The organism is Sphaerochaeta sp., assembly GCF_050256055.1.
In the GTDB taxonomy this organism is placed as follows: Bacteria; Spirochaetota; Spirochaetia; order Sphaerochaetales; family Sphaerochaetaceae; genus Sphaerochaeta.
Genome location: NZ_JBFWIJ010000037.1, coordinates 1 through 25552 on the forward strand (window position 1 = coordinate 1; position 25552 = coordinate 25552).

A 25552-nucleotide genomic window follows, 5' to 3' on the forward strand; every position below is an offset into this window, starting at 1 on the left:
CCCGCATCGAACCGATGATGGTGACGATGCTCACCATCATGACGGTAGGCATCAGCAACGGCAGCTTGATCTTGAAAAAGAGAGTGAACCGTTTCGCTCCGTCGATATGGGCTGCCTCAATGACATCACCGGGCATGTTCATCACCGCTCCCATGAAGATCAGGACGTTCATGCCCAGGTTCTTCAGAACACGGGTTACGATGACACTGGTCATGGCCCATCCGCTTTCAAACAGCCAGTTCGGACCCTGCAGTCCGAAGAGACCGAGCACGTAGTTCACCGGCCCATCGGCACCTCCTTGCAGCAGATATTTCCAGACGATGGCCCAGGCAACCCCGGAAGTGACCACCGGAAGGAAGATGATGCCCCGCACAAAACCGGTCCCTCTCGAGCCTGCTCCAAGATACAGAGCAAGCAGGAGACTGAACAAAAGGTTCAAGGGGACCACACCAGAACTGAACACCAAGGTATTGAGCAACGACTTGATGAAGAGCGGATCCTTGGCAAGGGTTCGGAAATTCCCAAGCCCTATGAACGCACTGGTGCCGAACAGCAGGTTTTTCTCCTGCAAGCTGTACAGAAATACCGAACCCAAGGGGAGCAGGACGAAAAGGAAAAACCCTGCCATTTGTGGGGCGATGAACGCCCAACCGATAAGCGCTTCCTGTCGGTGATTCGTGGTAAGGCTGCCTTTTTGCATACGTCCTGACTCCTTTGGTGCCTGCTTTATTTAATGTACTTGCCGTATACACCGGCGACTTCATCAAGAATCGCCTTGACATCGGCCTTAGGCTGCCACAACTTGTCGAACACCATCTTCGATTCGACCTCGATCTGGGGATACTTCACATGGCTGGGAAGCACCCGCCCGTTCTTGATGGAGTTGGCTACGGCTTGCTGCATCTGGGTCTTGCTCACACTCTTATTGGAGGTAAGGAAGGCCTCGGACGAAAGTACGGAAGTACGGGCAGGGGGCCAGATTCCGGCCATTGCCGCTACACTGTCCTTATCGGTCATGTAGGCAACCAGTTCACTGGCCAAGGCAACCTGCTTTCCGGTGGAGTGGGCGCCGATGGCAGCCTGTCCGATGACCGGGGACTCGCCTTTCGGACCGGCGGGCATGGGTGCGATCCCCCAAGCGAAGGGTGCATCATTGAGCTTGGAAACACGGGAGATCTGGCCGACCGTCATGGCCGCATTCCCGGCAAAGAAGTCACTCTGGTTTCCGGGAGGAACCACCGAACCATCCTGGTAGACCATGTCATGGAACAATGTCACCGCCGCTACCGACTCTGCGCTGTTGATCAAGATCTTCCCATCGTCAGTCCAGAAATCACCACCGTAGGAGCGTACGATCGGAGCAAGGTTGTGCAGGATGCGGGCATCATAGCCCTGTCCATCGACTGTCTGGTAGCCCCAGATACCGGTTTTGTCCTTGATGGTTTTGCTGGCCATCCTGAACGTATCCCAATTCCAGCTTCCTTCGGCGGCATACTGCTCAGGGCTCTTCAGGCCCGCTTTGGCAAACAGGTCCTTGTTGTACAGGATAAAGAACGGAGAGGTGGAGAACGGAATGGCATAGACCGAACCGGATTTGCTCCACAACGCCAGGGCATCGGGGGAAATATCCTTGGGATCATACGCCTGCATGGCATCATCAAGGTTGGCGAGCAATCCGCTTTCGATGAAGGCGGGAGCCGATGTCTCCAACACCCAGAAGAGGTCCGGGCCTTTGGAACCTTGCAATTCCAAGGAAAGCTTGGTGTTGTACTCGGCGAAGGGGATCGACTCAAAGGTTGCGTTGATCTCGATGCCTTTCTTCTGGGCGAAGCCCTGGACAAAGGAATTCAGCAAAGCAATCTGGTCGGGGTTGCTCGTCCACGTGGCGATGGTCAGTTCGACAGGTCCGGCCGGTGCGCCGCTCTCTTTCGCCCCTTGGGCGAAAAGCAGGGAAACCGAGCACAGAAGCACCAATGACAGGGCAAGGGCACGGACTACCCCCTTGGTATGGTTGATAGACATACATTCCTCCTTAAGTGTTTGATTAATCATTTAATCAGCATCTATACTCTAGCGTGAAGTTTCCCATCCGTCAAATAAAAAAAGCAAAACTTCGTACGCCGGGGATTCTGTTTGCAACTATCCGCCGGTCCATGCTCACCTGATACTGCATGCAAACACAGGAGGAATCGATGAACGAGAAACAACCGACCAAGAAGATAGGCAAAGCACGAATGGCCATTCTTTCCAGTTTTGCCGCCGTGGTGCTCTTTCTGTTTGCCTTCGGCTGCTACGGATGCAGTTACCAACCGATCGAGGCACCGAGCGAGGAGGAGGCGGTGAATGTAATCGAGCGCCTAGCGGACACCGTCTGGGAACTCGATACAGCCGAAGGGAAGCCGACGCTCCCCGAACTCTGGGATCAAAGCCTGGAAACCCTCGCCTTCGGTACGAACGATACACAGAACCAACAGTTGGAAATGCATCTGACCATCGAAGGGTTTCCTCCCCTGTATGGGAATCTGGTATATGCCCAGGAGGAAGGGTTCGATTTTGAGGTCGATTCACAAACACTGCCCATCACCGTGGTATATTCACAAAGTCGCGATGGGAGCAACGAAACACTCACCTTGGTCGGCGATCAAAGCAACACCCATCTATACTACTTGAAAAAATAAGGATTTATGCCGATAGTTGAAGGAGAGGATGGAAGGTTATCATTCGATTGACCTGATGTCCAAAAGAGGAACCAAGCCTATGACACGATATACACCGTATGACTCGATGCAATTCAGTGAAGAATCCACCGTAGTCACCACGCCGTTTCTGTTGGAACTGCTCGATTCCGCTTTGATCGAGAACCTGCAGCGGGGAAATATTGAAGCCGCTTACGGAGTGCTTGATTTGAGCGTCAATCTTGCACAGACAATAGAAGGAAACACACTCTCCGAAGCTGAGGGAAAAGCCTTGCTTTCCAAAGTGAAGCGGGCGATGCACAACGGGAACATCGCCGGGGCGAAGCAACACATGGTTGAATTTGTCCTGAGCTGATGGCGCAATCTTTGAACAACGGGTCGTTCGCATGCGAATGACCCGTTTTCTTTTCTCAACGCCCGATGCTGTAATACTCCACCCCGGCCTCCAACATAGCCCGGGTATTGAACAGGTTCCGCCCATCATAGACAAGGGGCGTACGCATCAAGGCCTTGAAACGCGACGGCTGGAGGCTTCTGATCTCGGGCCAATCGGTGAAGATGAAACAAACCTGCGCCCCATCCAGTGCTTCTTCCACCGTTGCGACATACTCCATGGAAAATTGGTATTGGCGCCTGCAGTTCTCTTCAGCCACCGGGTCGAAGGCTTTCACCAACGCCCCCTGGTCCAAGAGGAGGGGAATGTTGTAGATGGCCGGCGATTCCCTGAGGTCGTCCGTCCCTGACTTGAAAGCCAATCCGAGCACTGCGACCTTGATGCCGTTGAAGGTGATCATACGGTTGCAGGCCTTCCTGTACAGCTTGTACCGCTGTTCGTTGTTCACATCCACTGCAGCACGCACCGTACGCAGGTTGTACCCGTATTGGGTTGCCAGATACTGCAGCGCCTTGGTGTCCTTCGGGAAACAGCTTCCGCCGTAACCGATGCCTGCCTTGAGGAACCGCGAGCCGATCCGCTCGTCATAGGACATGCCCAACGCCACATCCTCAATATTCGCCCCTACCAGTTCGCATAGATTGGCCAAATCATTCATATAGGAAATCTTGAGGGCGAGAAAGTCATTCGCTGCATATTTGGTCATTTCGGCACTGCGTCTACTCACTGCGACAATGGGAAGATTGAAAGGGGCATACAACTCGCGCAGCTTCGCTTCGGCACCCTTGTCCTCCACCCCGATCACAATCCGCTGGGCATGCATCATGTCATGCACGGCCGTTCCCTGGGCAAGGAACTCGGGGTTGGAGGCAACCTGTATCTGGACTTGATGCACCAACGAATCTTTGATGAACTGTTCCACTTTGTCGTTGGTTCCCACCGGGACGGTGGATTTGACGACCACCAGGCAATCGTGCTCGACATGCTCGGCGATTTGGCGTGCCACCGAAGCGACATAGCTGAGATTCGCCGATCCATCGGGTAACTCAGGAGTCCCCACTCCGATGAAAATCGCATCGCTCTTGCGGTAGGCCTCCTGATAATTGGTCGTAAAACGCAGCAACCCACGCTCCAAGCCTTCCCTCAGATACTCAGAAAGGTCCGTTTCGTAGATCGGGCTGACCCCGCTGTTGAGCAATTCGATCTTTTTCTCATCAATGTCAACGCATGTCACATCGTGTCCGACGTGGGCAAAACAGACTCCCGCCACCAACCCTACATATCCGGTTCCTGCAATGGTCAACTGCATGTATTCTCTCCCCTACATTTCCCTTGATTTTCCCATAGCTCGGCCTTTCATGCAACACTTTACACAACAGATCAGGGAGCGCAAACCGTCCAATACTGCGTCTCTTCAGAAGAGGACTGCTGCAATGCTTCTATCAGGGAACCGACTCCGCTGCCCACACTCTCTTTGAGATGATCGGCCTCACTGGGAAAGCGCCGTGCATTGCTGATCGCCTGGGGGACGCGATCGCGGAAGAAGGCAAGGAAATGAATCCTGCTTTTATTATATCGTCCTCCAAGCTTTTCCATCAGATACCGTTCCACCTGGGTGCGATTACCTATCCGTTTGTTTTCCAAGAGAACAAGGGGGTCGTATTCGCTGAGATCGCTGTAATGCATGAGCAGCCAAAGTTCGAAGCAGGGGTTCGAGATGCACAGCCGATACCCTGCCTGCTTGCAGAGGATGAGCATCTGCTCAAGTTGATGGGCAGTAAAACTGTGCCGGTCGCGGTCGACGATGACCGAGACATGGTCCAGATCAGAGCGGTAGTGGCCTGAGGAAGCAAGCAATGCAGCGGTTTCCTCATAAATATGCAACGGGTTGCTGCCGGTATGCGGACCATGCCGCAATGGGATCATTTCCACAGCAGGAGAGATTCCCAATTCCGGTGCGAACTGCATCAAGCCCTTGAAATATTGGTACTCGGTACGTCGTCCTTCACAAGCGATGAAGTGTCTGCTCTTGGGAAGCACCGACTTCCGCTCAACGGCGTATCGTTCTCCAAACGGGGTCCCCATCCTCACACATCCACCTCCTGAGGAACGTACATGGAGGAGAAGCGGGGTACTCCTCCATACCGCCCGTTGAGATATGCTTCCTCAAGCGTGTTATCAAAGTGCTCCTGGAATTGGTCGAACGGATAGATGACACTCGAACCCTGCCCATCCTTCTCCACGAAAAAAATCTCATCCCGTCTGAGCAGCTCCAGATCGAGCAGATGGCTCTCATGTGTGGTGATGATCAACTGCAGATCCCTCACGGATGCCAATTGCAGGTAGGTGCGGATGAATTGCAAGGTCAGCTGCGGGTGCAGCGAACGATCGATTTCATCCACTACCAATACGCTTGCAGGCTGAGCGGTGACCATGACCGACAACAAATCAAACAATCTGCGGGTTCCATCGGATTCCTCTTCATAGCTGTATTCCTGCCCGTCGTGTTCAAAGCTGATCTCAAAGAAATGAGGTTCCCCGTTTTCATAGCGCAGCAGGAACAGTCGCGGGCCTATCTGGAGTCGATAAGCCTGCTGCTTGGCCAGACACGTGGATACATCCTGCTCGAATTGCGATTGATGCACCAACGGCACCCGCTCTGCGACAAGAGAGCGGGAAATGGGGGTGAATCGTACCTTGGAAATTCCGGTCGCAAAATGGGTGATGGCCGACCCCAGTTCCTTGGGATTCTCTACGGCGATGGCGCTGTAGCCCGAAAGGGAGGATGTAGGGTTTGCGAGGGTAAGGCGAACAAACCACTGATGGATGTCCAACAAAAGACTGAGCTGGCTGTCAGATTGGTAGAGGGCCTGTTTGTCAGTGACGATATGATGCAAGAACAGGACGGATACAACTGATTGCATGTCCGAAAGGTAGATCTCGAAACGGGGGCGAAGTTCCTCGGAGACCAAGGATGGATCGTAGGAATAGGTGCCGGTCTGCGTATTACGCACAAACAACGTCCGTTCGTGGTCAGGGGCCAATTCCACCAGCCATTCCTCGGTAATGGTCCTATCGGCAAGCAACAGCTCGAATCCGTAGGCGAAGAGGCGGTCCTTGACCACGATCTCAAACTCAAAATATGAAGTCCGGTCACGGTTTGCATGCTCCTGACGGGAGTACTGCCCGATATTGGTAATTGAGGAAGTTCCGAGTAGGATGATGCGATGGGCGAATGCCATTGCTTTGACCACATTCGACTTGCCTGCGGCATTGGCCCCGAACAAGGCTGCAAACTTTAGGAGATGCAGATTCTGTACGGCAAACAAGCGGTCATCGTCATGGTCTGTTTGCCCCATGAGCATCGCCAGACTTTGTCGTTGGTTGAAGGATAGGAAATTGCCTACGGTAAACCGTACCAGCATACGAAACCTCCAGAAAAACTGTAGCAGGAAATGAGACAGGGAACAAGCAGGAAATCTTTGCTCGCTACAGGGATACTTTTCCTAGACAAATGGAGGGATCGGTTTCATACTACAGGCAACCTTTTTCGTAATCAGGACCCATGAAACCGATATTCCGCATCGCTTGCATCAATTTTCTGCTTCTCTCTTTTTGCTTGGCACCGGTGATTGCAATCAGTACCTATACCACCCAGGATGCAGCCGATTTTCTGTATGACCAATGGCAGAACAATTCCATCGGCTTTCTTGCCGGGACGCTGGCAATCGATCCAGATCACATTCCCACCACGCTGGAATTGGTCGGTCCTTCCATTGCTGTTGCAAAGGTGCAATTCTATTATCTGGATCATCAGGACCTTGAATCTGCGAATGTCGAAGGCACTATCCTGATACGGTATTCTCGCACTGATGGCAATCTCGCATATACGTATCTCTCATCCCAGAAGACTCTCATGTTTTACCATCTGGACGCCACCAAACCGGTAGGCATCTACATCATGGTGCAGAAAAACCAATACCGCAATCTTCTGAACAATTTCTGGCTCTCCTCTCTCCAATTGGTAGGGGTGGGAGTGCAACAGTATTTCTTGCTCCATGATGACGATACTACCCTGCTACCTACGTTGAGCAACCAAGGAGAGGGTACCAATCCTGTTCCCATCCTAGGGGGAGGAGCCAGTGGACCGGCAGGAATAAACACAATTCCCATCGGGGATCCTGGTCTTGGGTTCTGGGAGTTCCTGTACAATATTGCCGATGCCCCATCCTACAGTCTGTGCTTTTCCAATGAGGATGTCTGTATTGAGGACATCAACGATGCGGTTGATTTGCCGATCGAACTTACTACGCTTACCTTGACGGTGGAAAATCTGGAGAATACCTATCTTGGTATGAACCAAGTAACGGTGCGCTTCTCCCAAACCGGGTATCCTTCATTCAGGCTCCTCTTGCAAACCGATTTTTCGGTCATCCTTCCATTCAAGCTCTACGCCAATCAGTGCGAGATTCCCTACAACAGTCCATTCAACCCTTGGCAACCACCCATGTCAGCGTGTAATCCAGCCTCAATCAGCATGGGAGTCTCCCAACAGGATCTGGACCATGCCGCCGAAGGAACGTACCGGGCAACCATCACGGTGGAGATTCTCAGTGGGTTGTAGCGTTCATTGTTTCTGGTACAGTACCATTTTCTGATAATCGGAAGGCAGCATGCCGAAGCGCTTTTGGAATGCCCTGCGGAAGGTCTGCGGGTTTGCATACCCGCAAAGCAGGGTGATTTCCCCGATCGTCATCTGCTTCTCGGCAAACAGCGAAGCTGCCCGTTCCAGTCGGTACTGTTCCAGATACTGCGCAAAGGATGTATCCATTTTCGTCTGGATGAAATGATAGAGAAAGCTTTCCTTCAAAGAAAAATCCGTTGCCATATTGGACAGGTTGAGGGATGGATCGGCATAGCGGTCATGGATATAGGAAATGATGCGTTGCAAAAGCAGTTCATCCTTGTCGCTTCGTGTCTGCCTGATCGCCTGTGCCTGGGAACGGAAAAACTGCTTTGCCTCGGAAAAGGAAGAAAACATCGATTGGCACAAATGCAGATGCAGCGACTGTCCAAGCTTGATGGCCGTTGCATACAGCACTTTCATCAGATTGGCATGCTCCTGGGTGGCAAGACTCCGTAAAACAAAGTTGTCCTGTTCAATGGTCTTCAGTATTTCTTCCAGCCCCTGTTCATCCCCTTTGAGCACTGCCCCCGAGAGCCTCCGTTCCATGTCGGCAGTGTACTGGTAGGGTTCATGCCGCAAGGACAAGTCGGAAAAGCGCCGCATCATTTCCCCTTGTTTCTCGCATACCAGGCTTTGCTGCACTTCCCCACATTCATTGGTAGCAGAGAATATGTCCTCCAATCGTTGTTTGGGCGAGCTTACCGCCATGGTGGTGCTGCAAGGAGCCACTTGCTGGAATTCCTTCCAGAATAGCGTAATCTGGTGATCCAGATACGCTTTATCCACATGCCAGAGCATGATCCAGATGGAGAATGAATAATCCATATACAAATAGTATTGTTCACCAAATGCGTGTCGGGCCTGCTTCTGGGCTGCGATTCGGGTGAAATCAATATCCTGCAAGTATCCACTGGAAAGATACTCATGAGATTCCTGGATGGCGATATGCACCATCTGATACGTATAGACAGAGGTAAGGTCTATATCCTTCTGGACCTGCTTGAGCATGGCTTGGATCTCGGAAGTCCCAAGCATCTTGCCATGGATGAGCCGGCGGAAAAATGCATCGGTGATGAACGGAATCCCCCCGGCATCCCGTACCGAAGAGCGGTCCTGTTCAACGACGGATTTGATGTACCCGACCGCCTGCTCATAGGGTAATGGGGCATGGGAAGCACCTACCAGACCGACCAGATCGGTCCATGCCCGATTGCTTCGTTCAAGCATATACAACGAGAACAGCCCCAGGGTAAGAAACATGCCGACACTCAGGAAGGCGAGAATCCACCAAAGGGGGTTGAGCATTGCATTGATCTCCTTCAGGGAAAGCAGGCTGGAGAACCGAAGCCCGCTTTGCGAGGAGGTAACCACTGAAAGGATGTAAGGCTTGCCGGCAATCGTGATTCGATGCTGTCCGTCCTCATACCACTTTTCGGGGATCAGAGAAACATCCCCTACCGTCTTGATGATCGCACCCGTTCCATCGGTCACATAGACCGTAGGATTCGGTCCGTCCGCCTGAGAGGACAACAAGGCGGAAAAATAATCGCTATCCAGCAGGAACATGATCTTTCCTGCATTTGCCGCAGGATTGTTCAAGGGAAAGGTCTGGACCAATGGGATGACCGAACGACGGCGCCCTTGCACCAACACCGAGGTTTCTGGGAAAAAGGCACGGGTGAAGACCGGGGTAAGATAGGTCGATTTGAATTGTCGGTAGTTGAGATCCTGGAAGGCGAACATCGAACTATACATCTGCTCGGGATCAAGAAAGGCATTATGAGAGGAGAGAATATACCCGCTTCGATTCGAATAAACATAGATTTCAGCGAGCATGGCATTGATGCTCGTCGAGGTAGGCAGTAGTGCCTTGGCATCGATGATCGTCTGGATTTCATAGGATCCACTGGGGACCTGGGCTTGGTAAATGAATTTGGCGATGTCGTTGTCGAGCAACAGCAATTGGCTGAGCTTGAACATCTGGTCCATGGAAAGATCGGTGGTGGAACGGATCAACTGCAGTTTTTCATACGTCTGCTCCTGCTTGTCCTTCCGAACCGTGGTAAGCATCCAATGCTGGGAGAGAATCAGTATGATCGAACACAAGACCAAGGCTGTCAGGAAGAGCAGAATGGTTCTGGAGTTGATGATCTTGTGATTGGGATTTCTCATAGGCGTGGGCAGTATAGCATACTTACCTCATATTCCGGATACTCACTTTCAATCGTCCAACCACTGGACGGTTTTCCAAATCTGCACTCCGTCATTGTTTTGTTTCGGTCCCGGGGTGCTGCGGCCATCGGATACGATCTGCATCAGCTCGGAACGAAGCGCTGCGACCACCTGTGGATATACATCCGCCACGTTGTTCGTTTCCTTGATATCGGATGCAAGATCATACAATTGGATGGGAGAGAGCGCCTGTTCCTCAGCACTTCCAGGAACCGGATACGACCATCCTCCCGAACCTTTGCACATCTCAAGTTTCCACCGGCCCTTGCGCAGGGAAAGCGATCCATCCAGACTTTGGTGAACCAGCGAAGTCCTGGGTTGTTCGCCAAATGGATCGGAGAACAGTGAAAGCATGCTGACACTGTCCACCGCTTCGCCTTCGGCAAGTGCCACGCCAAGGTATTCGGCGAGCGTCGCATAGAGATCGGACAGGCATACCAGACGATCGCACCGAACCTGACTCGGAAGATGTCCAGGCCAGCGCATCAGATACGGGACCCGATGCCCGCCTTCATAGATATCGGCTTTCATACCCCGGAAAATATAACTGGGATGATGCCCTGCCATGGCTAGCTCGGCGAAGTCAGCCATGGGGGAACAGCCGTTGTCGCTGGTCAGGACCACCAAGGTATTTCCCGTCAACCCCGCTTGGTCGAGCGCATCCAGGATACGGCCCACCGCATCATCGCAATGCAGGACAAAATCCCCATAGGCATTGGTATGGGAACGACCTTGGAACCGCTTGGCGGGAAGAATCGGGGTATGGGGGGCAGGCAGGGCCAGATAGAGGAAGAACGGCTTAGTATGCGGAGATTGGATGACCTCGATCGCCTTGTCGGTCAGATGGTCGAGCACCTGTTCATGGACAAAATCATCGGCGGTCAACCCTTCCCTCCAGAATCCCTTGCCGGTTCCTTTGGTCAACCTTGCAGGCACCTTCGTACATCGATCGTTCTCTATATACACATACGGAGGCATATCCAACGACCCACTGATGCCGTAGAAGGAATCGAAGCCGACATCCACCGGACCACCCTTGATCGGGGCGGTATAATCTACGGGATGGCTATCGGCAAACTCATCCGCTTCAACAAATCCTTCCTCTTTCGCAAAATCCATACCCAGATGCCATTTACCGACGGCATGGGTCGAATACCCGGTTTTTGAGAGCATGGAAGCAATCGTAGGACGCCCCGGTTCGATCAAAGGGGAGGAAAATCCTCCCAATACATAACTCTTCAAACGGGAGCGCCAATTATACCGACCGGTGAGAATGCTGTATCGGCTTGGGGTACACACGGCACTGGTGGCATGCGCGTCGGTGAACGTCATGCCTTCAGCAGCAAGTCGGTCGAAGTGGATGGTTGCAAACGGACATCCGGGGTTCAGTGATGAGACATCCCCATAACCCAGATCATCAGTAAGGATGTACACAATGTTCGGTTTCGTTTGCTCCATTCCACTCCTCCCGATCAGTAAGCAAAATTACTTGTATTGGCGGTTGTAGGCTGTCTGCATCAAGTTCAAGACGGCTTTCATCTGCAGCTTGTCAAGGTTGGCTACATATTCATTCCATACTTTGTCATCATTGACATCCAGTGAACCCACCATGAACTTGACAGCGCTCTGACGGATATAGTTGGCAAGTTCCCGTTTGACAGTGGAGAACTGCTCGCTTTCGTCGGCAGTGTACTTGAGCACGGGAACCTCAACGGAGGTATCCTCGTAGGGTTTGTACAGCTGACTGGTTTCGTCATACAGCGTCTTCTCGTTGTTTTCCGGCAGATAGTAGTTGGGATCGGAAGGGGTCGAAGGCTCCTTGGCAAGACCATTCTTGAGTGCCGGGGTCATCGCAGCGGCATAGGTCTGGATCCAGGTGTCGTTCTGCGGGTCCTTGTCGTTCCACAACGTCAGTTGCTGCCAGACTGCGGGTTTCCCATCCAATCCGATTTGTCCGGGTGTAGCCCAATCCCATGCCTCGCCTTGGAATCCGTTGCGCTGCAGCAACGTACCTTCCGGGCTGTACATGTAATCGAAATAGCGCATGATGGCATCAGCATACGGAGTATCGGAGCTGAGCACCAACTGTCCGATCTCAGGATTCTGGAAGAATGCAACGGTGTACTGGACACCCTTGGGCCCCTTCAGCGGAGCGATGGCACGGAAATGATTGAAACGTTCACCGCCGATGGTAGCGAACTGGCCTCTCCAGCCACCGGTGGCGAAACCGACGACCGGCTGGGCTGAACTTTCCACCAACTGGGTCAGCTGGCTGGAATCCTGGGTGAAGGATCCATTGTAGATCAAACCTTCCTTGTATAATTTGTTGACATAGGAAAGTCCCTGTCTGTATGCATCCTTGTTCATGGCGGTGTCGACTTTTCCGTTGACCATCATATAGCCTACATTGTCATCGGCATTCGCATTGATATTGGTGTCCAGATCGCAATAAATGAAGGAATTGAGCAGGAACCGCTCCACTTGATCGGACCAACCGATGATCGAACCGGCAAGGGGAATTTCATCCTGCTTCCCATTGCCGTTGGGATCCTGTTCCTTGATCGCCTTCAGCACTTGGTAGAACTCATCGGTGGTGGTAGGCGTCTTCAACCCCAGTTTGTCAAGAAACGGTTGATACACAAACATCTTGGCTTGGTTGGAACAATGGTAACACCCTTCCAGACGGGGTACGGAATAGATGTTTCCATCGATGTTGGTCATGAAGCCCACACCGCCGGGGAATTGGTCGAGCGCCTTCATCATGTTGGGCATCCACTGAGGAGTATAATACTTGTTCAACGGCAGGAACAGTTTTTCCTGCGCCCCGTAGGTGGTTTCCAGCTCATTGTTGATGGCGAATCCCAAGAAGGCATCAGGATAATCACCGCTGGCCAGAACCAAGGCGAGCTTCTCGGTTGCAGCCTGTTCCGGGATCATGATGTAATTCACTTTGATGCCGGTTTTCTCTTCCATGTACTTGGTGAACCGGTTGGTGTTGTAGTCTTCCACACAGGGAGGCTGAGCCACCATGATATCCACGGTGATGGGTGTCTTGACGATGGGGAACGTCCCTGCGGGGGTGTATTCCACCGAACTCTTGGCAGGCCCGGCATCCTTGGATCCCTGGGCAATGAGATTGGCCGGCAACAGAAGTGCGACCAACAATACGATACAGGCTGTCTTTTTCATGGACTCCTCCTTATGTACCAGATGCCGAACGGCATCCTAGTCCCTTATCCTTTGACCGATCCTATCATCACACCCTTCACAAAAAACCGTTGGACGAAGGGATAGATGACCAGAAGCGGTACACTGGCAACCACGATGATTGCATAGCGAATCGTCTCACTCAGTCCTTGCGCACGTATCGCAGCCTCCACGTCCATGGTCATGGATGGGGTGTTGCGGTTGATGATCAGGATATTGCGCAGCACAATCTGCAGCGGGTAGAGTGCCTGGTTCTGCAGATACAAGAGTGCATCGAAATATTTGTTCCACTGCCCTACTGCATAGAACAGGGCCAGTACTGCGATGATCGCCCCGCTGAGGGGAAACACGAAGGAAACCAGGAAGCGGATGTCCGAACATCCATCGATTTGTGCCGCCTCATACAATTCATCCGATATGTTTTCCTGCAGAAAGGTCCGGGCGATGATGACATTCCATACGGTAATGGCGTTGGGAAGGATGATGGACAGCCGGGTGTCGTAAAGCCCCAGATTCCGTACGACCAGATACAGCGGGATGGTGCCTCCGCTGAACAGCATCGTGAACAGAATGAGCTTGGTGACCAATTTCCTTCCCGTGAATTCCTTGCGGGAAAGCGGATAGGCAAGCAGCATGGTCAACAGGACACTTACCACCGTTCCGCTTACCATATAGAAGAGGCTGTTCAGGTACCCGGTTCCGATTTGTTTGTTGGTGAATACCGCCTGGTAGCTTACCAGGTCGAAATGCACCGGCAACAGCCACACCTTCTTTGCCATGACCATCTGCGGTTCGCTGAATGAACAGGAGATGATGTAGAGCAAGGGATAGAGGACGATGACCAGACTGACGAACAAGAAGATATTGACCACTACCGAGAAGAGCCGGTCGGTCAGCAATTCCTTTTTCCTATAATGCATCACCACAGCCCTCCCTCTTTGTTGCGCAGCTTCGCCAGATGGTTGAAAGTGAGGATCAGAATGATGTTGATCACCGAATTGACCACGTCGATGGCCGTCGAATAACTGAAGTCACTGTTGATCAACCCCATCTTGTAGACGTAGGTGGACATGATCTCGGCGCTCTCCAGATTCAAGGGATTCTGCATGAGAAACGCTTTTTCAAAGCCAAGACTCATGATGAAGCCCATGTTCATGATGAACATGATTACGATGGTGTTCTTGATCGAGGGAAGGTCGACATACCAAACCTTCTGGAATTTGTTCACCCCGTCGACCCGGGCGGCCTCGTAGAGTTCCGGGTTGATGCCCGTCAGGGCGGCAAGGTAGATGATGGCGTTGTATCCGGTATTCTGCCAGAGCGCCGACCAGACATAGATATGTTTGAAAAGAGTGGCCTCACCCATGTAATTCACCGAGGGTTTTCCGAACAAGGCACGTATGGTGTTGAACAATCCGAGTGCAGGATCAAGGAATTGCATAAGGATGGCTACCATGACAACCGTGGAGATGAAGTATGGGGCGTAGGTGATCATCTGCACACTCTTTTTCCAAAGCCGTGAACCGGCCTCATTCAGGGCGATCGCAAGGATGACGGCAAGCGGTATGGAGGATACCAAGGCGTACATACTCAAGGAAAAGGTATTGTACATGATCCTCAGACTCGATGGATTCTTGAAGAACTTTCCGAATTGGTACAATCCCACCCAAGGACTGTTCCAAATCCCTTGGCTTACCCGATAGCGCTTGAATGCCAACAATACCCCGTAGAGGGGCAGATATTTGAACAACAGGAAATAGAGCATGGGAAGAGCGACAATGACATAAAATTGCCAATGTCTTCTCCATCGGGACGGTCTTGGGTGCAGGATCGCTTTCTTCATGGAAAAATCGTCGCATGGAAGCCATCAACGCAGAAGAGTCAAGTTTCCAAAGCTGCATGCGTACAGGTACCAATGCAAGCGTCATTTTTTGCATCATGCGTCGTAGATTCAAAAATTGACGCATCCTGCGGTTTCGATTGCAGATTTTGACGCTGGGTGAAGCGGGAAAACCATCCTATGCTGAGCACAAGGAGCAGCGCATGCACAAAACAAAGCAAGAGCAGTGGCAGAATCTGCAATTCGGATTATTCATCCATTTTGGATTGTATTCATTGCTTGGGGGAGTCTGGAAAGGAAAGCGGATCACGCGCGGGTATTCCGAACAGATTTTGTCCCATGGATACCTTCCCCAAGGCGACTATGAAGCTTTGACAGGGCAATTCTCCCTGCCTGCGTTCGACGCCGACCATATCGTCTCGGTTGCAAAACAGGCAGGTATGCAGTACGTGGTCCTCAGTGCAAAACATCATGACGGATTCTGCTTGTTCGATACCAAGACCACCGATTACTCCAGTAACCATGCCGCCTGTTCTTTGGATGTTGTACGGGAAGTACGCAATGCATGCACCAAATATGACATGCAATTCGGTATCTACTTCTCCTGGATCGATTGGCACTTTCCCGAAGCAATGCCCATCAGCAGCCACAACAGCGACCCAATCGTACCGGCACATCAAAATCTCAACATCGCCCAACTGACCGAATTGCTTTCGAATTACGGAAACATCTGCGAGCTTTGGATGGATATGGGCTTTCCCACTGCAGCGCAGTCCGAACAAGTACGTGATTTGGTGTCCCGTCTGCAGCCGCAGTGCATGATCAATGGGAGGATCTGGAACGACTGCCAGGATTTCCTGACGATGGGAGATAATGAACTTCCTTCGGTCCGCCTCGATTGTCCATGGCAGACGCCTGCTTCCATCTATAAGGAAACCTGGGGATACCGCAGTTGGCAGGAACGGGGCGACGATGCAACGAAAATCGCAGAACTCAGCCAAACTGCCCGCAGTGTGGTGCAACAAGGGGGAAACTATCTCCTGAATATCGGATTGACCGGAGACGGATCGATTCAGGAGTTCGAAGAGCGGGTTCTGTTGGGAATCGGGAAAGCATTGGCGGAACAGCCGTTGCGTCGGCAGGACCGGAGAATACAAGTGGCTGTCCAACCGTTCATCCATGAACAGTTGGATACGGGAAGGGGGGAAGGGCTCTATCGATATACCGGATCAGACTATTATTCCTATCATCCGATTCTCACCTCCCTCTCTTGGGCGGTTTCTGTTTCCGAGGATACCTGGGTTTCCCTTTCCTGGATGAGCGAGCAACCGCTCAAGCAGGAGCAGAAACTGGGATTTCTCCTGGATGGAAAGACAAGCTATCACAGCTTGCAGGCAAACCGGAGCGGCGACAGCCTGACCGATCGGGTGTTGCTCACCAAAGGCGAGCATATGCTCTGTCTCCATACGGTGGGAGAGCCGCTCAAACGTACGGAAATTCTCGAACCCAATCTGCATATCATACTGCAAAAGGAAGGTACTGTATGACCATAGAAGTCTGTCTTGAATCAATTGCAAGTGTACTGGCCGCAGAACAAGGCGGAGCCGACCGCGTGGAATTCTGCGCCGATCTCTTCGAAGGGGGAACCACTCCCTCATTGGGGGCCTTCAAGACGGCCCGTTCCCGTTCCTCCATTGCGATGAACGTCATGATTCGTCCGCGTGGCGGGGATTTCTGCTACAGTGACCTCGAGTTCGAGGCCATGAAGGAAGATGTCCGCCTGTTCAGGGAAGCCGGTTGTGACGGCATCGTATTCGGCATCCTTACTGCGGACGGACAGATTGATGTACAGCGCAGCGCCGAGCTGATCGCCCTCGCCCGCCCTTGTTCGGTCACCTTCCACCGTGCCTTTGATATGACAGTGGATGCTTCCCGTTCGCTCGAGACCCTCATTGGCCTGGGAGTCGACCGGGTACTGACCAGCGGCATGGAGGCTACGGTCGGCGAAGGGATTCAGACGTTGCGCTCGCTGGTCGAGCAGGCGGGGGATAAGATCATCGTCATGCCCGGCTGCGGCATCACCGAACGCAACTTTGCTTCCATCCACCAACAAGTGGGCGCCAAGGAGTATCACGTATTCCTCCCCGGCACCTATGAATCCTCCATGGCATTCAGGCCCGATCATATCTATATGGGAGGCATGCTCAGACAGCCTGAGTTCAGTATCTCCCACACCGATCCGGCCAGGGTGAAGACGATCACCGCTTTGCAGGGAGGTCTGGTATGAAAGCCAGGATTTTTGTCGGAGGTCTGCATCACGAGTCCGACACCTTCAACCCGATCATCACCACCAAGGAAGCGATCCATGTCATTCGTGGTCAGGCAATGATGGCCAAGCGGGAGAACTCCTCTAGTGGGATCATCCACACCCTGATCGCCGCAGGATACGAAGTCATCCCCTCCTTGTTGGCCAGTGCAGTCCCGAACGGGGTTTGGGATCGTGCCTACTATGAACAGCTCAAGGGAGAGTTGCTCACCCAATTGAAGGAAGCGGGTCCCCTCGATGCCATCTGTCTCTCGCTGCACGGCAGCATGCGCGTCCAATCCATCGGGGAAGCTGAACAGGATTTGCTGGAAGCGATTCGGTTGCAGCATCCCACCACCCCGCTTTTTGCCAGTCTGGACATGCATGCCACCCTCACCAGACGGATGCGGAAAGCCGCAGATGGGTTCGTCGGATACAAGTGCGCCCCGCATACCGATACCTATGAAACCGGTATCCATACGGCCCTAATGGCGATCAGAACCTTGGAAAGCGGGAAACGCCCGACTATGGCAGCTGTTCGGATTCCTATGTTGATCGCCGGGGAACAAAGCGAGACTTCGGTTGAACCGATGCGGAGCCTGATCCGGGAATTACGAAAACGGGAACAGGAGGACGGCGTATTGGCGTGTTCCTACCTGCTGGGCTTCCCCTGGGCCGACGGAACGGAGAATGCGGTACATGCGGTGGTGGTCACCCAGAACGACCAAGAACAGGCGGACAGGTTGGCCGAGGAGCTTGCTTCCTTGTTCTGGAACAAACGTGCCCAATTCGGATTCTACACCGAAGCGCTCCTGCCTGAGAAAGCGGTGGAAGCGACCAAGCAATCGTTACGGGACGGGACCTTCCCGGTGGTGATCAGCGACAGCGGGGATAACCCGACCGCCGGAAGCAGTGCGGATGTAACCACCTTCCTTGCATCGTTGCTTGCAGACCCGGTTCTCTCCCATCTCGATCCTCCACTTCTCTACCAAGGGTTCTATGACCCTGAGGTCGTCAGCGCAGCTATAGAGGCAGGAGTAGGGAACGAAATCAGATGTGAACTGGGCGCAAAGTTCGACAAACGCACCAGCAAGAGTCTCAAGGTCAATGCTCGGGTGCTTCGTGTGAATCAGGATTGGCAGGAGGCGAATCTTGTCCTGCTTTCCCTCGACGGGATCGAGGTGGTGGTATTCGACCGGCATGTCGGTTGCTACGACCCGGAGATGATGCGTAGCCTCGGCGTAGAACCCACCCGACGCAAGGTCATAGTGGTGAAGCTGGGGTATCTGGAAAATGAGATCCGCAGCATCTCCAAGCGTTCGATCTTGGCTTTGACCACCGGTTCGTCCGATGAATTGTTCATGCGCCTGCCCTATCGGAACCTGCCCCGTCCTCTGTATCCGTTGGATGTTGCGTTTGAGGCTGAACTCTCTTTGATCTGAATGCCAGAACCATACACAAAAGGGGAAGATACCTGCGTTTCTTCCCCTTTTTCATGATTTCTTATTTTTCGTTCCAATAGATATAATTATTATCATTTTCCCTCTATTTTATCGCTTGCAGTCGATCAACAGCATCATCGAACGCCACGTTGCTTTCTTGCTTGACAGAATGAAAAACCTGTTCCTAAACTACTGTAGTAAAAACGTTTTGCGTAAATTTGCTTTATTGATTGCAATTCCTGAAAGGAGGAAAAAATGAAACACGTATCGGTATTTCTCCTGGTATTCCTGCTTGCACTCACCACAGTCGGTGCTGCAGGAACCCAAGAACAAGGAGCTCAGAAAGACGTCACACTCTCGGTGCTCTGGTTCAATGACGCCAATGAGTCGGATGTTTTTCTCAACACCATCGACGACTACCTGAAGGCCAATCCCCACGTCAAGCTTGACTTGCAGATTGTCGCCTACAGTGAGTACGACCAGAAGCTGAAGCTCATGATCAGCGGGGGCAATCCACCGGACATCGCCCGGATCACGACAAACACCCTCTCGGTCGTGGTGGACAGTCTGGAACCCATCGACAACCATGTCTCCGACATTGCGGCGGTGAAACAGCAGTTCCTTCCTTCCATGGTAGCATTTGCCACCAACAAGGATGGGAAATTCGTCGCCTACCCCACCGAGGCAACCGCCAACGGGATGCTGGTCAACAAGACCGCTTTTGATAAGGCCGGCATCAATGTTGAGGAGGTAAGCAAGACCTGGACATGGCGGGAATGGGAAACCATCATCAAGCAAGTGCTCGCCGCAAATTCCGAGATGAAATACGGCCTGACCGTCGACTTCACCCCGCATCGGTTCTCCACCTTGCTGTATCAGTTCAACGGCCATTTCCTCAATGCGGACCAGACCAACATCAATTTCAACAATCCAGGTACCATCGCCACATTGCAGTGGTTCAAGCACCTGCATGATACCGGACTGGCACCGAAGAGCGTATGGCTCGGATCGGAGAACCCGGCTGAACTCTTCCAGGCAGGCTTGGTCGCCGGACATATCGGCGGCAGCTGGAACATCAACACGTACAACAAGAACGTGAAGAACTTCGAATGGGAGGCGGTGCGAATGCCCAAGGGCGTGATCAACTCCTCGGTACCGGGCGGAAAGTTCGTGGCATCCTTCAAAGGAAGCAAGAACAGCGCAGAAGCCTTCAAGCTGATGGCCGCCTTCACGGACAAAGCCCACAACGAGGCATACAGCCGTGACACCTTCAACATTCCTTCCCGGACCGATGCCCAGGTTACCTACCCTTCGAACAGCAAGGACTTCGAGGTGTTCCTGGATGAACTGAAAGTCACTCCCGCTTATACGGCGAATGAATGGAAGAACACCAACCTCAGCAAGGTGACCACCTACATTCGTGAACAGATTGTGGAAGTCCTGCTCGGCAACATCACCGCCGAACAGGCTGCAGCCAACGTTGACGCCAAGGGCAGCACCTACTTCAAGTAACACTTTTGGATATCGGACTCCTCCCTTTTTGGGGAGGAGCCCGATTCTTCCACCTTGCAGGTATTCCTGCCCAAGGGCATCAGTATGAAACATCACACAAAAGGGAATTTCCACCAGACAGCGGCTCCCTTACTTTTTCTACTTCCCAACATCCTCATTTTCGGCACGTTCATCATCATTCCCGCCATCCAGGGACTGCGGATGTCTTTGACCGAATGGGGCGTGTTCACCCCCGAACGCTTCATCGGGTTGGCAAACTTCAAGGAATTGGCCGGGGATATGGTGTTTTGGAAAACATTCAGCAACACCTTGGTCTATTCGGTCTTCACCGTCAGCCTGATTATGGTCTATGCATTGGTCCTGGCCTTGCTGCTTCACAAGAATACACTCAAGGGCGAGAAGTTTTTCCGCTCATTGTTCTATATACCGTCACTGCTGAGCATGATCACCGTCGGTATCGCCTGGCGGTTCATTCTCGGAGATGAGATGGGCATCATCAATTATCTGCTGCGCGCAAGCGGACTTTCTCCGGTCGGCTGGCTTACCGATGGGAAGCTTGCCATGGTTTCCCTGATCGGTGTTTCCATCTGGGCTCAGGCCGGTTATTACATGGTTGTCCTGATCGCAGGCCTGCAGGCAATCCCTACCGAATTGTATGAAGCGGCAACCATAGACGGGGCCGGTTCGGCAAGAACTTTCACCTCGATTACGCTGCCGATGCTGCGCAGCACACTGTTGGTGGTGTTGGTCCTCTCGACCATCGCCTCCTTTAAGGCGTATGAGCTGATCGCAGTAATGACCAAGGGAGGCCCGGGGTATGCAACCAAGCTGATCGTGCAACAGGTATACCAAGTCGCCTTCCTTGAGGACAGGATGGGATACGCAAGCGCCATGTCCATTGTGTTGATGCTGATCATCGCGTTGTTCACCGTCGTACAGTTCAAGTTGAACGGGAAGGAGCAGGACAATGAATAAAAGCCGTCGTACCACCACCTATGCACACTATGGTGTTTTGATCATCCTATCCTTGGTGACGCTGCTTCCGGTGCTTTGGGTCATGCTTTCCTCGTTCAAACCACAGAGCGAACTCTTCCGCATTCCCTTGACCTTCATTCCCCAAGAGTGGACGTTGGAAAACTATGTCAGCTCCCTGAAGGCAGGGAACTTTCCGATATACTTTTCCAATACGGTATGGGTTGCGGTGGTTTCCACCGCTTTGACCGTACTGATCAACGTCATGGCGGGCTATGCATTGGCCAAGTATGTGTTCGTTGGAAGAAATGCCATATTCACCATCATGATCGCAACCCTTATGATTCCGCTGCAGGTCATCATGATCCCGATTTTCCTGCAACTCAAGCAGCTGGGAATGCTCAATACCCTGTGGGGCATCATCATTCCTCCAGCGGCGACCCCAACGGGAGTCTTTTTGGCGCGCCAGTATCTGGTGACGCTTCCCGATTCCCTGATCGAGGCGACCCGTATCGACGGTGCACGTGAGGCTACGATTTTTTTCCGCCTGATCCTGCCGATGAGCAAGCCCATTGTGGCGACCATCGCCATTTTCAGCTTCATGTGGCGGTGGAATGACTATCTCTGGCCCTTGATCGTCATCACCGACAATCGAAAACAGACCATTCAGCAGGCATTGGCCAATTTCGTAGGACAGCTGCAGATCAATTGGTCCGATCTGCTGGCCATGACCACCATAGCCATCATACCGGTCATTCTGGTTTTCCTGACTTTCCAGCGTTTCTTCTTCTCCGGCATCGCCGCAGGTTCAGTTAAAGGATAAGGCATGAAACATATCATTCACTCACTCACCACGTGCTCTTTGGTCGATTTGAGGCATGCAGTTGCCAAGGGTACGGGAGGCGCACTCCATTTTTCCTTCCTTACGTCGGAAATCGTACGGATTTCCTATCAGTTTTCCTCGATTCGCATCGAACCGGCATATGAACAGGCCAGCGAGTATATGACCGAACCGGCGACGCATTTGGCATCGGATGATGTACTTGTCATCCAGGACGAGGACCGTGTCTTTGTGCTCAGTTGCAGGGAGACGAGGATCGTCGTGGAAAAAGAAACAGCATCGGTGAGCGTATGGTACCGTGGCAGGCTCCATCACGGGGGAAGAGTCGGGACTGCCGATACGGTACTCCCCTCGTATCAACTGCGCTGCTTCACCAAGGAAGGATGTGCTGATTCCTTCGGCCGATTCAATTTCCCGTTGGAAGCGGACGATGAATTCTACGGATTGGGGGATAAGAGCGGAAGCCCCAACCGAAGGGGGAGACGGTTTTCAATGTTCAACCGGGACTCGCTCGGCTATGATGCGTCCAATTCCGATCCTTTGTACAAATCGGTTCCGTTCCTGTTGAAACACAATCCGAAGCAGCAATTGGTCTCGGGTTTGCTGTTCGACCAGAGTGTGATCAGGGTAATAGACCTGGGCAGGGAAAGTCCTTTTTATTTCATGGTGGAAAGCGAGGGCGGTCCGTATGCATACTATGTGCTCTTGGGGGATGATTATCATCAGGTCATGGCACAATACTACCGGGTTACCGGTTTTCCCGCCTTCCCTCCGTTGTTCAGTTTCGGGTTCTTCGGTTCTTCCATGAACTATGTGGAACCTGATGATGCACAGGATCGGATGCTCGCCTATTTTGCCACCATTGAAGAGCATCAAATCCCCTGTGAGGGGATGTATGTTTCGTCCGGATATCTGAAAAGCCCGGAGGGAAAGCGGTATGCGTTCCTGTGGAATACCCGGAAGTTTCCCGACCATCGGGCCTTTCTCACATCGCTTTCCGAGCGTGGGTACAATCTTTGCATGAATATTAAGCCTGGGATCCTGACCTCCCACCCTTGGTATGAGAAGCTCAAGGAACAAGGGTATCTGATCAAGGACCAAAACGGGCAACCCTACCGGGAATTCTTCTGGGGCGGGGATGCTTCGTTCATTGATTTCAACAACCCCGATGCAAAGAACTGGTGGAAGAGCCAGTTGAAGGAACAATACATCGATCATGGATGCACCGGCATCTGGAACGACAATAATGAGCTGGAGTTGGAGGATGTCGGCGTGGAGGCATACAAGACCCGCTCGTTGTATCCGATCAAGATGGCCCAGGCTTCCTATGAGGTATTCAAGGAGGCCCAACCCCATCATCGTCCTTGGATTTACTCGAGAAGCGGATATGCTTCGTTGCAGCGCTATGCCAGGACATGGTCAGGCGATAATGCAAGCGATTGGAAAACGCTTCACTTCAACCAATATATGGGCATTGGGTTCGGTCTTTCTGGTCTGCCCTATTTCGGGCATGATCTGGGGGGATTCTTCGGTGTGTTTCCGGAGGAGGAATTGCTGATCCGCTCCTGTCAGTCGGCGGTGTTCCAGGGCAGGTTCGTCATCCATTCCTGGCGTGAGGATGGCAACCCCACCGAACCATGGTCGTATCCTACTGCTCTGGACCCGATTCGAAGCCTGATCTGCGAGCACTACCGGTTCATGCCATATTTGTACACGTGCGCCTATTCTGCGGCAACTGAGGGTATTCCTCTGGAACGATCGTTGCACCTCGAATTCCCTGAGGATGATGCGATTGCGGTTGACTGCGTCCATTCACTGTTCGGTCCTTCGATCCTGAAAGTATTGGTTACTGAGAAAGGGAAGACGGAGACTTCCGTGTATCTTCCCAAAGGATTGTGGTGGTACAGCAAGGAAGGAAATGCGTATCGGGGGGGAAGTGAATGTGTGGTTCCCTACCCGTGTGATGGGTCGGTGCAGTGGTTTGCAAAGGAAGGGTCTGCGATTCCCACCACAAGGGGAGTTCAGCACCTCCGCTCGGCATTGTTTACGGAGGTGGTCTTCCTGGTATTCCCGTGCCTGACCGAGCAGAAAACTGTTACCACACAGTACTTCGAGGATGACGGGCTTACGGAGTTGGATCAACAGTCCTACAATCTGTGGGAGTGTGCAGTAACACGCAATTCGGTCAGGGTGACCAAGCTTAGGCAAGGGATCGAGGGCAAGGGAAAGCGGATGTTCCGCATTGAGGTTCCTGCGGGGTTCTCATGTTCTGATTCGGTGTTCGATCCGGATGCCTTGCAGGAAGGACAAAGCCGGTTGCTGTCGATAATAGGGTGACAAAACCCTACCGAAGGCCGTACACTGGAGCGTAGGAGGAAGGGATATGCCCGAGACAGTTACCATTTTGGATGTGGCACAGGCAGCCGGGGTATCCCCTGCCACCGTTACCCATACGCTCAACGGGAAGCGTCCGGTGGGGGAAGCCACCCGCAGGAAAGTGCTTGAGGCGATCGAACAGCTGGGGTATGTTCCTTCCTGGAATGCTTCACGGATGAAACGGGGATCGTCGGGGATCATCGGCTGCTTGGCGGCCGATATTACCGAGACATTCGTGAACCAGATCGTCCGGGGCATCGAGCACGGGCTCGCCGGCGGCCAGTATTCCCTGTTCTTCGTTTCCGGGATTGAGTTCGGCAACGACTTGAAGAAGGCTTATCAATTTTTAAAAAGTCATAAGGTTGAGGGGATTTTATTCTGTCATCATCTGCCGATTTGGAAGGAATTCAATCTGGATACGCAGAATTCAGATATTCCGATTGTGTCGGTGAATATGGATACTCCGGATATGATCAGCGTCATTCCGGATAATCAGACGGGAGGGTATCAGGCAGCCGAACATCTGTTTGGGTGCGGGATGCGTCATCCTGCGATGATCTGCGGCCCCGAGGACAGGCTTTCGGTCCAGGATCGCCTGAAGGGATTCTCCGAGCGGGTGCAGGAACTGAATTTGCCCATGCCGAAGGATTCGTACTTCGGCAATTATGACTTTGATCATGGGTTTGCATCTGCAATGCAGTTGATGGCCGCGTCTCCTGATACCGATGGCATTTTCTGTGCGAACGACTACATTGCCGCCGGTGCCATTTCCGCTTTGCAGAAGCTGGGCTTCCTCGTTCCGCAACAGGTACGCGTGGTAGGATTCGACAACCGTGATTTCTCATCCTTCTGGAATGTTCCGATCACTACTTTCGAGCTTCCGTTGCAGGAGATGGGTATGCTCGGGGTGAGCATTCTCAACCAGGTGATTACCACCGGCTCTTCTGCAAAGACCAAGCATGTGTTGCAGTCCAAGTTGATCCCCCGGCAGAGCAGCAAGGGGTGAAGATGAAAAAAGGGAACCTGTTTCCAGATTCCCTTTTTTCAT

The 25552-nt window shown here is 52.5% G+C and carries 21 protein-coding genes; 11 read left to right on the plus strand and 10 right to left on the minus strand.

Translation table 11 applies throughout. The features are described from left to right. A partial coding sequence (locus AB7C91_RS12440; RefSeq protein ID WP_428591917.1) for a carbohydrate ABC transporter permease occupies positions 1-700 on the minus strand: 700 nt, incomplete at its 3' end. Between the two features lie 26 nt (positions 701-726). After that, on the minus strand, positions 727-2022 hold the full coding sequence (locus tag AB7C91_RS12445; protein WP_428591920.1) for an ABC transporter substrate-binding protein: 1296 nt from the start codon (positions 2020-2022) through the stop codon (positions 727-729). A gap of 170 nt (positions 2023-2192) precedes the next feature. Here AB7C91_RS12445 and AB7C91_RS12450 point away from each other — a divergent pair, with 170 nt between their 5' ends. Beyond that, entirely contained in the window at positions 2193-2678 is a 486-nt protein-coding gene (locus tag AB7C91_RS12450) for a hypothetical protein (RefSeq protein WP_332445893.1), read from the plus strand. Positions 2679-2757: 79 nt separating this feature from the next. After that, positions 2758-3051: a hypothetical protein gene (locus AB7C91_RS12455; RefSeq protein WP_428591923.1), complete on the plus strand. Its 294-nt coding sequence runs from the start codon at positions 2758-2760 to the stop codon at positions 3049-3051. Between the two features lie 55 nt (positions 3052-3106). Here AB7C91_RS12455 and AB7C91_RS12460 read toward each other — a convergent pair whose 3' ends face one another. The 3 genes from AB7C91_RS12460 to AB7C91_RS12470 all read right to left on the minus strand — a co-directional run bounded on the left by AB7C91_RS12460 (position 3107) and on the right by AB7C91_RS12470 (position 6515). Beyond that, positions 3107-4399 carry a UDP-glucose dehydrogenase family protein gene (locus AB7C91_RS12460; protein ID WP_428591926.1) on the minus strand — a complete coding sequence of 431 codons (1293 nt, stop codon included), beginning with the start codon at positions 4397-4399 and terminating at the stop codon, positions 3107-3109. A 71-nt stretch (positions 4400-4470) separates the two neighbouring features. Then, positions 4471-5175, minus strand: a complete 705-nt coding sequence (locus AB7C91_RS12465; RefSeq protein ID WP_332445890.1) for an RloB family protein — start codon at positions 5173-5175, stop codon at positions 4471-4473. Between the two features lie 2 nt (positions 5176-5177). Continuing rightward, positions 5178-6515, minus strand: coding sequence for an ATP-binding protein (locus AB7C91_RS12470; protein ID WP_332445889.1), 1338 nt, complete (start codon positions 6513-6515; stop codon positions 5178-5180). 140 nt (positions 6516-6655) lie between these two features. Here AB7C91_RS12470 and AB7C91_RS12475 point away from each other — a divergent pair, with 140 nt between their 5' ends. Continuing rightward, positions 6656-7714: a hypothetical protein gene (locus AB7C91_RS12475; RefSeq protein ID WP_428591930.1), complete on the plus strand. Its 1059-nt coding sequence runs from the start codon at positions 6656-6658 to the stop codon at positions 7712-7714. A 3-nt stretch (positions 7715-7717) separates the two neighbouring features. On the opposite strand, the gene AB7C91_RS12480 is transcribed toward AB7C91_RS12475, so the two are convergent. From AB7C91_RS12480 to AB7C91_RS12500, 5 genes are read right to left on the minus strand one after another with little or no spacing between them, the layout of a single operon-like run. Further along, positions 7718-9949 carry a helix-turn-helix domain-containing protein gene (locus tag AB7C91_RS12480; RefSeq protein WP_428591933.1) on the minus strand — a complete coding sequence of 744 codons (2232 nt, stop codon included), beginning with the start codon at positions 9947-9949 and terminating at the stop codon, positions 7718-7720. A 48-nt stretch (positions 9950-9997) separates the two neighbouring features. Beyond that, positions 9998-11467 (minus strand): arylsulfatase, encoded by a 1470-nt coding sequence (locus AB7C91_RS12485; protein ID WP_332445886.1) that lies wholly within the window; start codon positions 11465-11467, stop codon positions 9998-10000. Between the two features lie 27 nt (positions 11468-11494). Then, entirely contained in the window at positions 11495-13198 is a 1704-nt protein-coding gene (locus AB7C91_RS12490) for an ABC transporter substrate-binding protein (RefSeq protein ID WP_428591937.1), read from the minus strand. Positions 13199-13242: 44 nt separating this feature from the next. Further along, positions 13243-14136 carry a carbohydrate ABC transporter permease gene (locus AB7C91_RS12495; protein WP_332445884.1) on the minus strand — a complete coding sequence of 298 codons (894 nt, stop codon included), beginning with the start codon at positions 14134-14136 and terminating at the stop codon, positions 13243-13245. Further along, the gene (locus AB7C91_RS12500) at positions 14136-15059 is read right to left on the minus strand and encodes an ABC transporter permease (RefSeq protein WP_332445883.1); all 924 of its coding nucleotides are present in this window, start codon (positions 15057-15059) and stop codon (positions 14136-14138) included. The genes AB7C91_RS12495 and AB7C91_RS12500 overlap by 1 nt, the downstream gene beginning before the upstream one ends. A gap of 146 nt (positions 15060-15205) precedes the next feature. On the opposite strand from AB7C91_RS12500, the gene AB7C91_RS12505 reads away from it, so the two are divergent. The 8 genes from AB7C91_RS12505 to AB7C91_RS12540 all read left to right on the plus strand — a co-directional run bounded on the left by AB7C91_RS12505 (position 15206) and on the right by AB7C91_RS12540 (position 25510). Further along, entirely contained in the window at positions 15206-16603 is a 1398-nt protein-coding gene (locus tag AB7C91_RS12505) for an alpha-L-fucosidase (protein WP_428591959.1), read from the plus strand. Then, entirely contained in the window at positions 16600-17343 is a 744-nt protein-coding gene (locus AB7C91_RS12510) for a copper homeostasis protein CutC (protein ID WP_332445881.1), read from the plus strand. Before AB7C91_RS12505 ends, AB7C91_RS12510 begins: the two co-directional genes overlap by 4 nt. Further along, the gene (locus AB7C91_RS12515; RefSeq protein ID WP_428591942.1) at positions 17340-18803 is read left to right on the plus strand and encodes a M81 family metallopeptidase; all 1464 of its coding nucleotides are present in this window, start codon (positions 17340-17342) and stop codon (positions 18801-18803) included. The genes AB7C91_RS12510 and AB7C91_RS12515 overlap by 4 nt, the downstream gene beginning before the upstream one ends. A 255-nt stretch (positions 18804-19058) precedes the next feature. Next, entirely contained in the window at positions 19059-20315 is a 1257-nt protein-coding gene (locus AB7C91_RS12520; RefSeq protein WP_428591945.1) for an ABC transporter substrate-binding protein, read from the plus strand. An 84-nt stretch (positions 20316-20399) separates the two neighbouring features. Beyond that, entirely contained in the window at positions 20400-21290 is an 891-nt protein-coding gene (locus AB7C91_RS12525; protein WP_428591948.1) for a carbohydrate ABC transporter permease, read from the plus strand. Further along, on the plus strand, positions 21283-22110 hold the full coding sequence (locus tag AB7C91_RS12530) for a carbohydrate ABC transporter permease (RefSeq protein ID WP_428591951.1): 828 nt from the start codon (positions 21283-21285) through the stop codon (positions 22108-22110). Before AB7C91_RS12525 ends, AB7C91_RS12530 begins: the two co-directional genes overlap by 8 nt. Positions 22111-22113: 3 nt before the next feature. Beyond that, positions 22114-24465 (plus strand): TIM-barrel domain-containing protein, encoded by a 2352-nt coding sequence (locus AB7C91_RS12535; RefSeq protein WP_332445876.1) that lies wholly within the window; start codon positions 22114-22116, stop codon positions 24463-24465. Between the two features lie 46 nt (positions 24466-24511). Further along, positions 24512-25510 carry a LacI family DNA-binding transcriptional regulator gene (locus AB7C91_RS12540; protein WP_428591955.1) on the plus strand — a complete coding sequence of 333 codons (999 nt, stop codon included), beginning with the start codon at positions 24512-24514 and terminating at the stop codon, positions 25508-25510. The last annotated feature ends 42 nt before the right edge of the window (positions 25511-25552 follow it).

Coding starts and splice junctions, on each gene's coding strand:
- AB7C91_RS12535 (WP_332445876.1), top strand. CDS start 22,114: ATGAAACATATCATTCACTCACTCACCACGTGCTCTTTGGTCGATTTG.
- AB7C91_RS12445 (WP_428591920.1), bottom strand. CDS start 2,022: ATGTCTATCAACCATACCAAGGGGGTAGTCCGTGCCCTTGCCCTGTCA.
- AB7C91_RS12485 (WP_332445886.1), bottom strand. CDS start 11,467: ATGGAGCAAACGAAACCGAACATTGTGTACATCCTTACTGATGATCTG.
- AB7C91_RS12480 (WP_428591933.1), bottom strand. CDS start 9,949: ATGAGAAATCCCAATCACAAGATCATCAACTCCAGAACCATTCTGCTC.
- AB7C91_RS12510 (WP_332445881.1), top strand. CDS start 16,600: ATGACCATAGAAGTCTGTCTTGAATCAATTGCAAGTGTACTGGCCGCA.
- AB7C91_RS12455 (WP_428591923.1), top strand. CDS start 2,758: ATGACACGATATACACCGTATGACTCGATGCAATTCAGTGAAGAATCC.
- AB7C91_RS12465 (WP_332445890.1), bottom strand. CDS start 5,175: ATGGGGACCCCGTTTGGAGAACGATACGCCGTTGAGCGGAAGTCGGTG.
- AB7C91_RS12490 (WP_428591937.1), bottom strand. CDS start 13,198: ATGAAAAAGACAGCCTGTATCGTATTGTTGGTCGCACTTCTGTTGCCG.
- AB7C91_RS12475 (WP_428591930.1), top strand. CDS start 6,656: ATGAAACCGATATTCCGCATCGCTTGCATCAATTTTCTGCTTCTCTCT.
- AB7C91_RS12500 (WP_332445883.1), bottom strand. CDS start 15,059: ATGAAGAAAGCGATCCTGCACCCAAGACCGTCCCGATGGAGAAGACAT.
- AB7C91_RS12460 (WP_428591926.1), bottom strand. CDS start 4,399: ATGCAGTTGACCATTGCAGGAACCGGATATGTAGGGTTGGTGGCGGGA.
- AB7C91_RS12530 (WP_428591951.1), top strand. CDS start 21,283: ATGAATAAAAGCCGTCGTACCACCACCTATGCACACTATGGTGTTTTG.
- AB7C91_RS12540 (WP_428591955.1), top strand. CDS start 24,512: ATGCCCGAGACAGTTACCATTTTGGATGTGGCACAGGCAGCCGGGGTA.
- AB7C91_RS12495 (WP_332445884.1), bottom strand. CDS start 14,136: ATGCATTATAGGAAAAAGGAATTGCTGACCGACCGGCTCTTCTCGGTA.
- AB7C91_RS12515 (WP_428591942.1), top strand. CDS start 17,340: ATGAAAGCCAGGATTTTTGTCGGAGGTCTGCATCACGAGTCCGACACC.
- AB7C91_RS12470 (WP_332445889.1), bottom strand. CDS start 6,515: ATGCTGGTACGGTTTACCGTAGGCAATTTCCTATCCTTCAACCAACGA.
- AB7C91_RS12520 (WP_428591945.1), top strand. CDS start 19,059: ATGAAACACGTATCGGTATTTCTCCTGGTATTCCTGCTTGCACTCACC.
- AB7C91_RS12450 (WP_332445893.1), top strand. CDS start 2,193: ATGAACGAGAAACAACCGACCAAGAAGATAGGCAAAGCACGAATGGCC.
- AB7C91_RS12525 (WP_428591948.1), top strand. CDS start 20,400: ATGAAACATCACACAAAAGGGAATTTCCACCAGACAGCGGCTCCCTTA.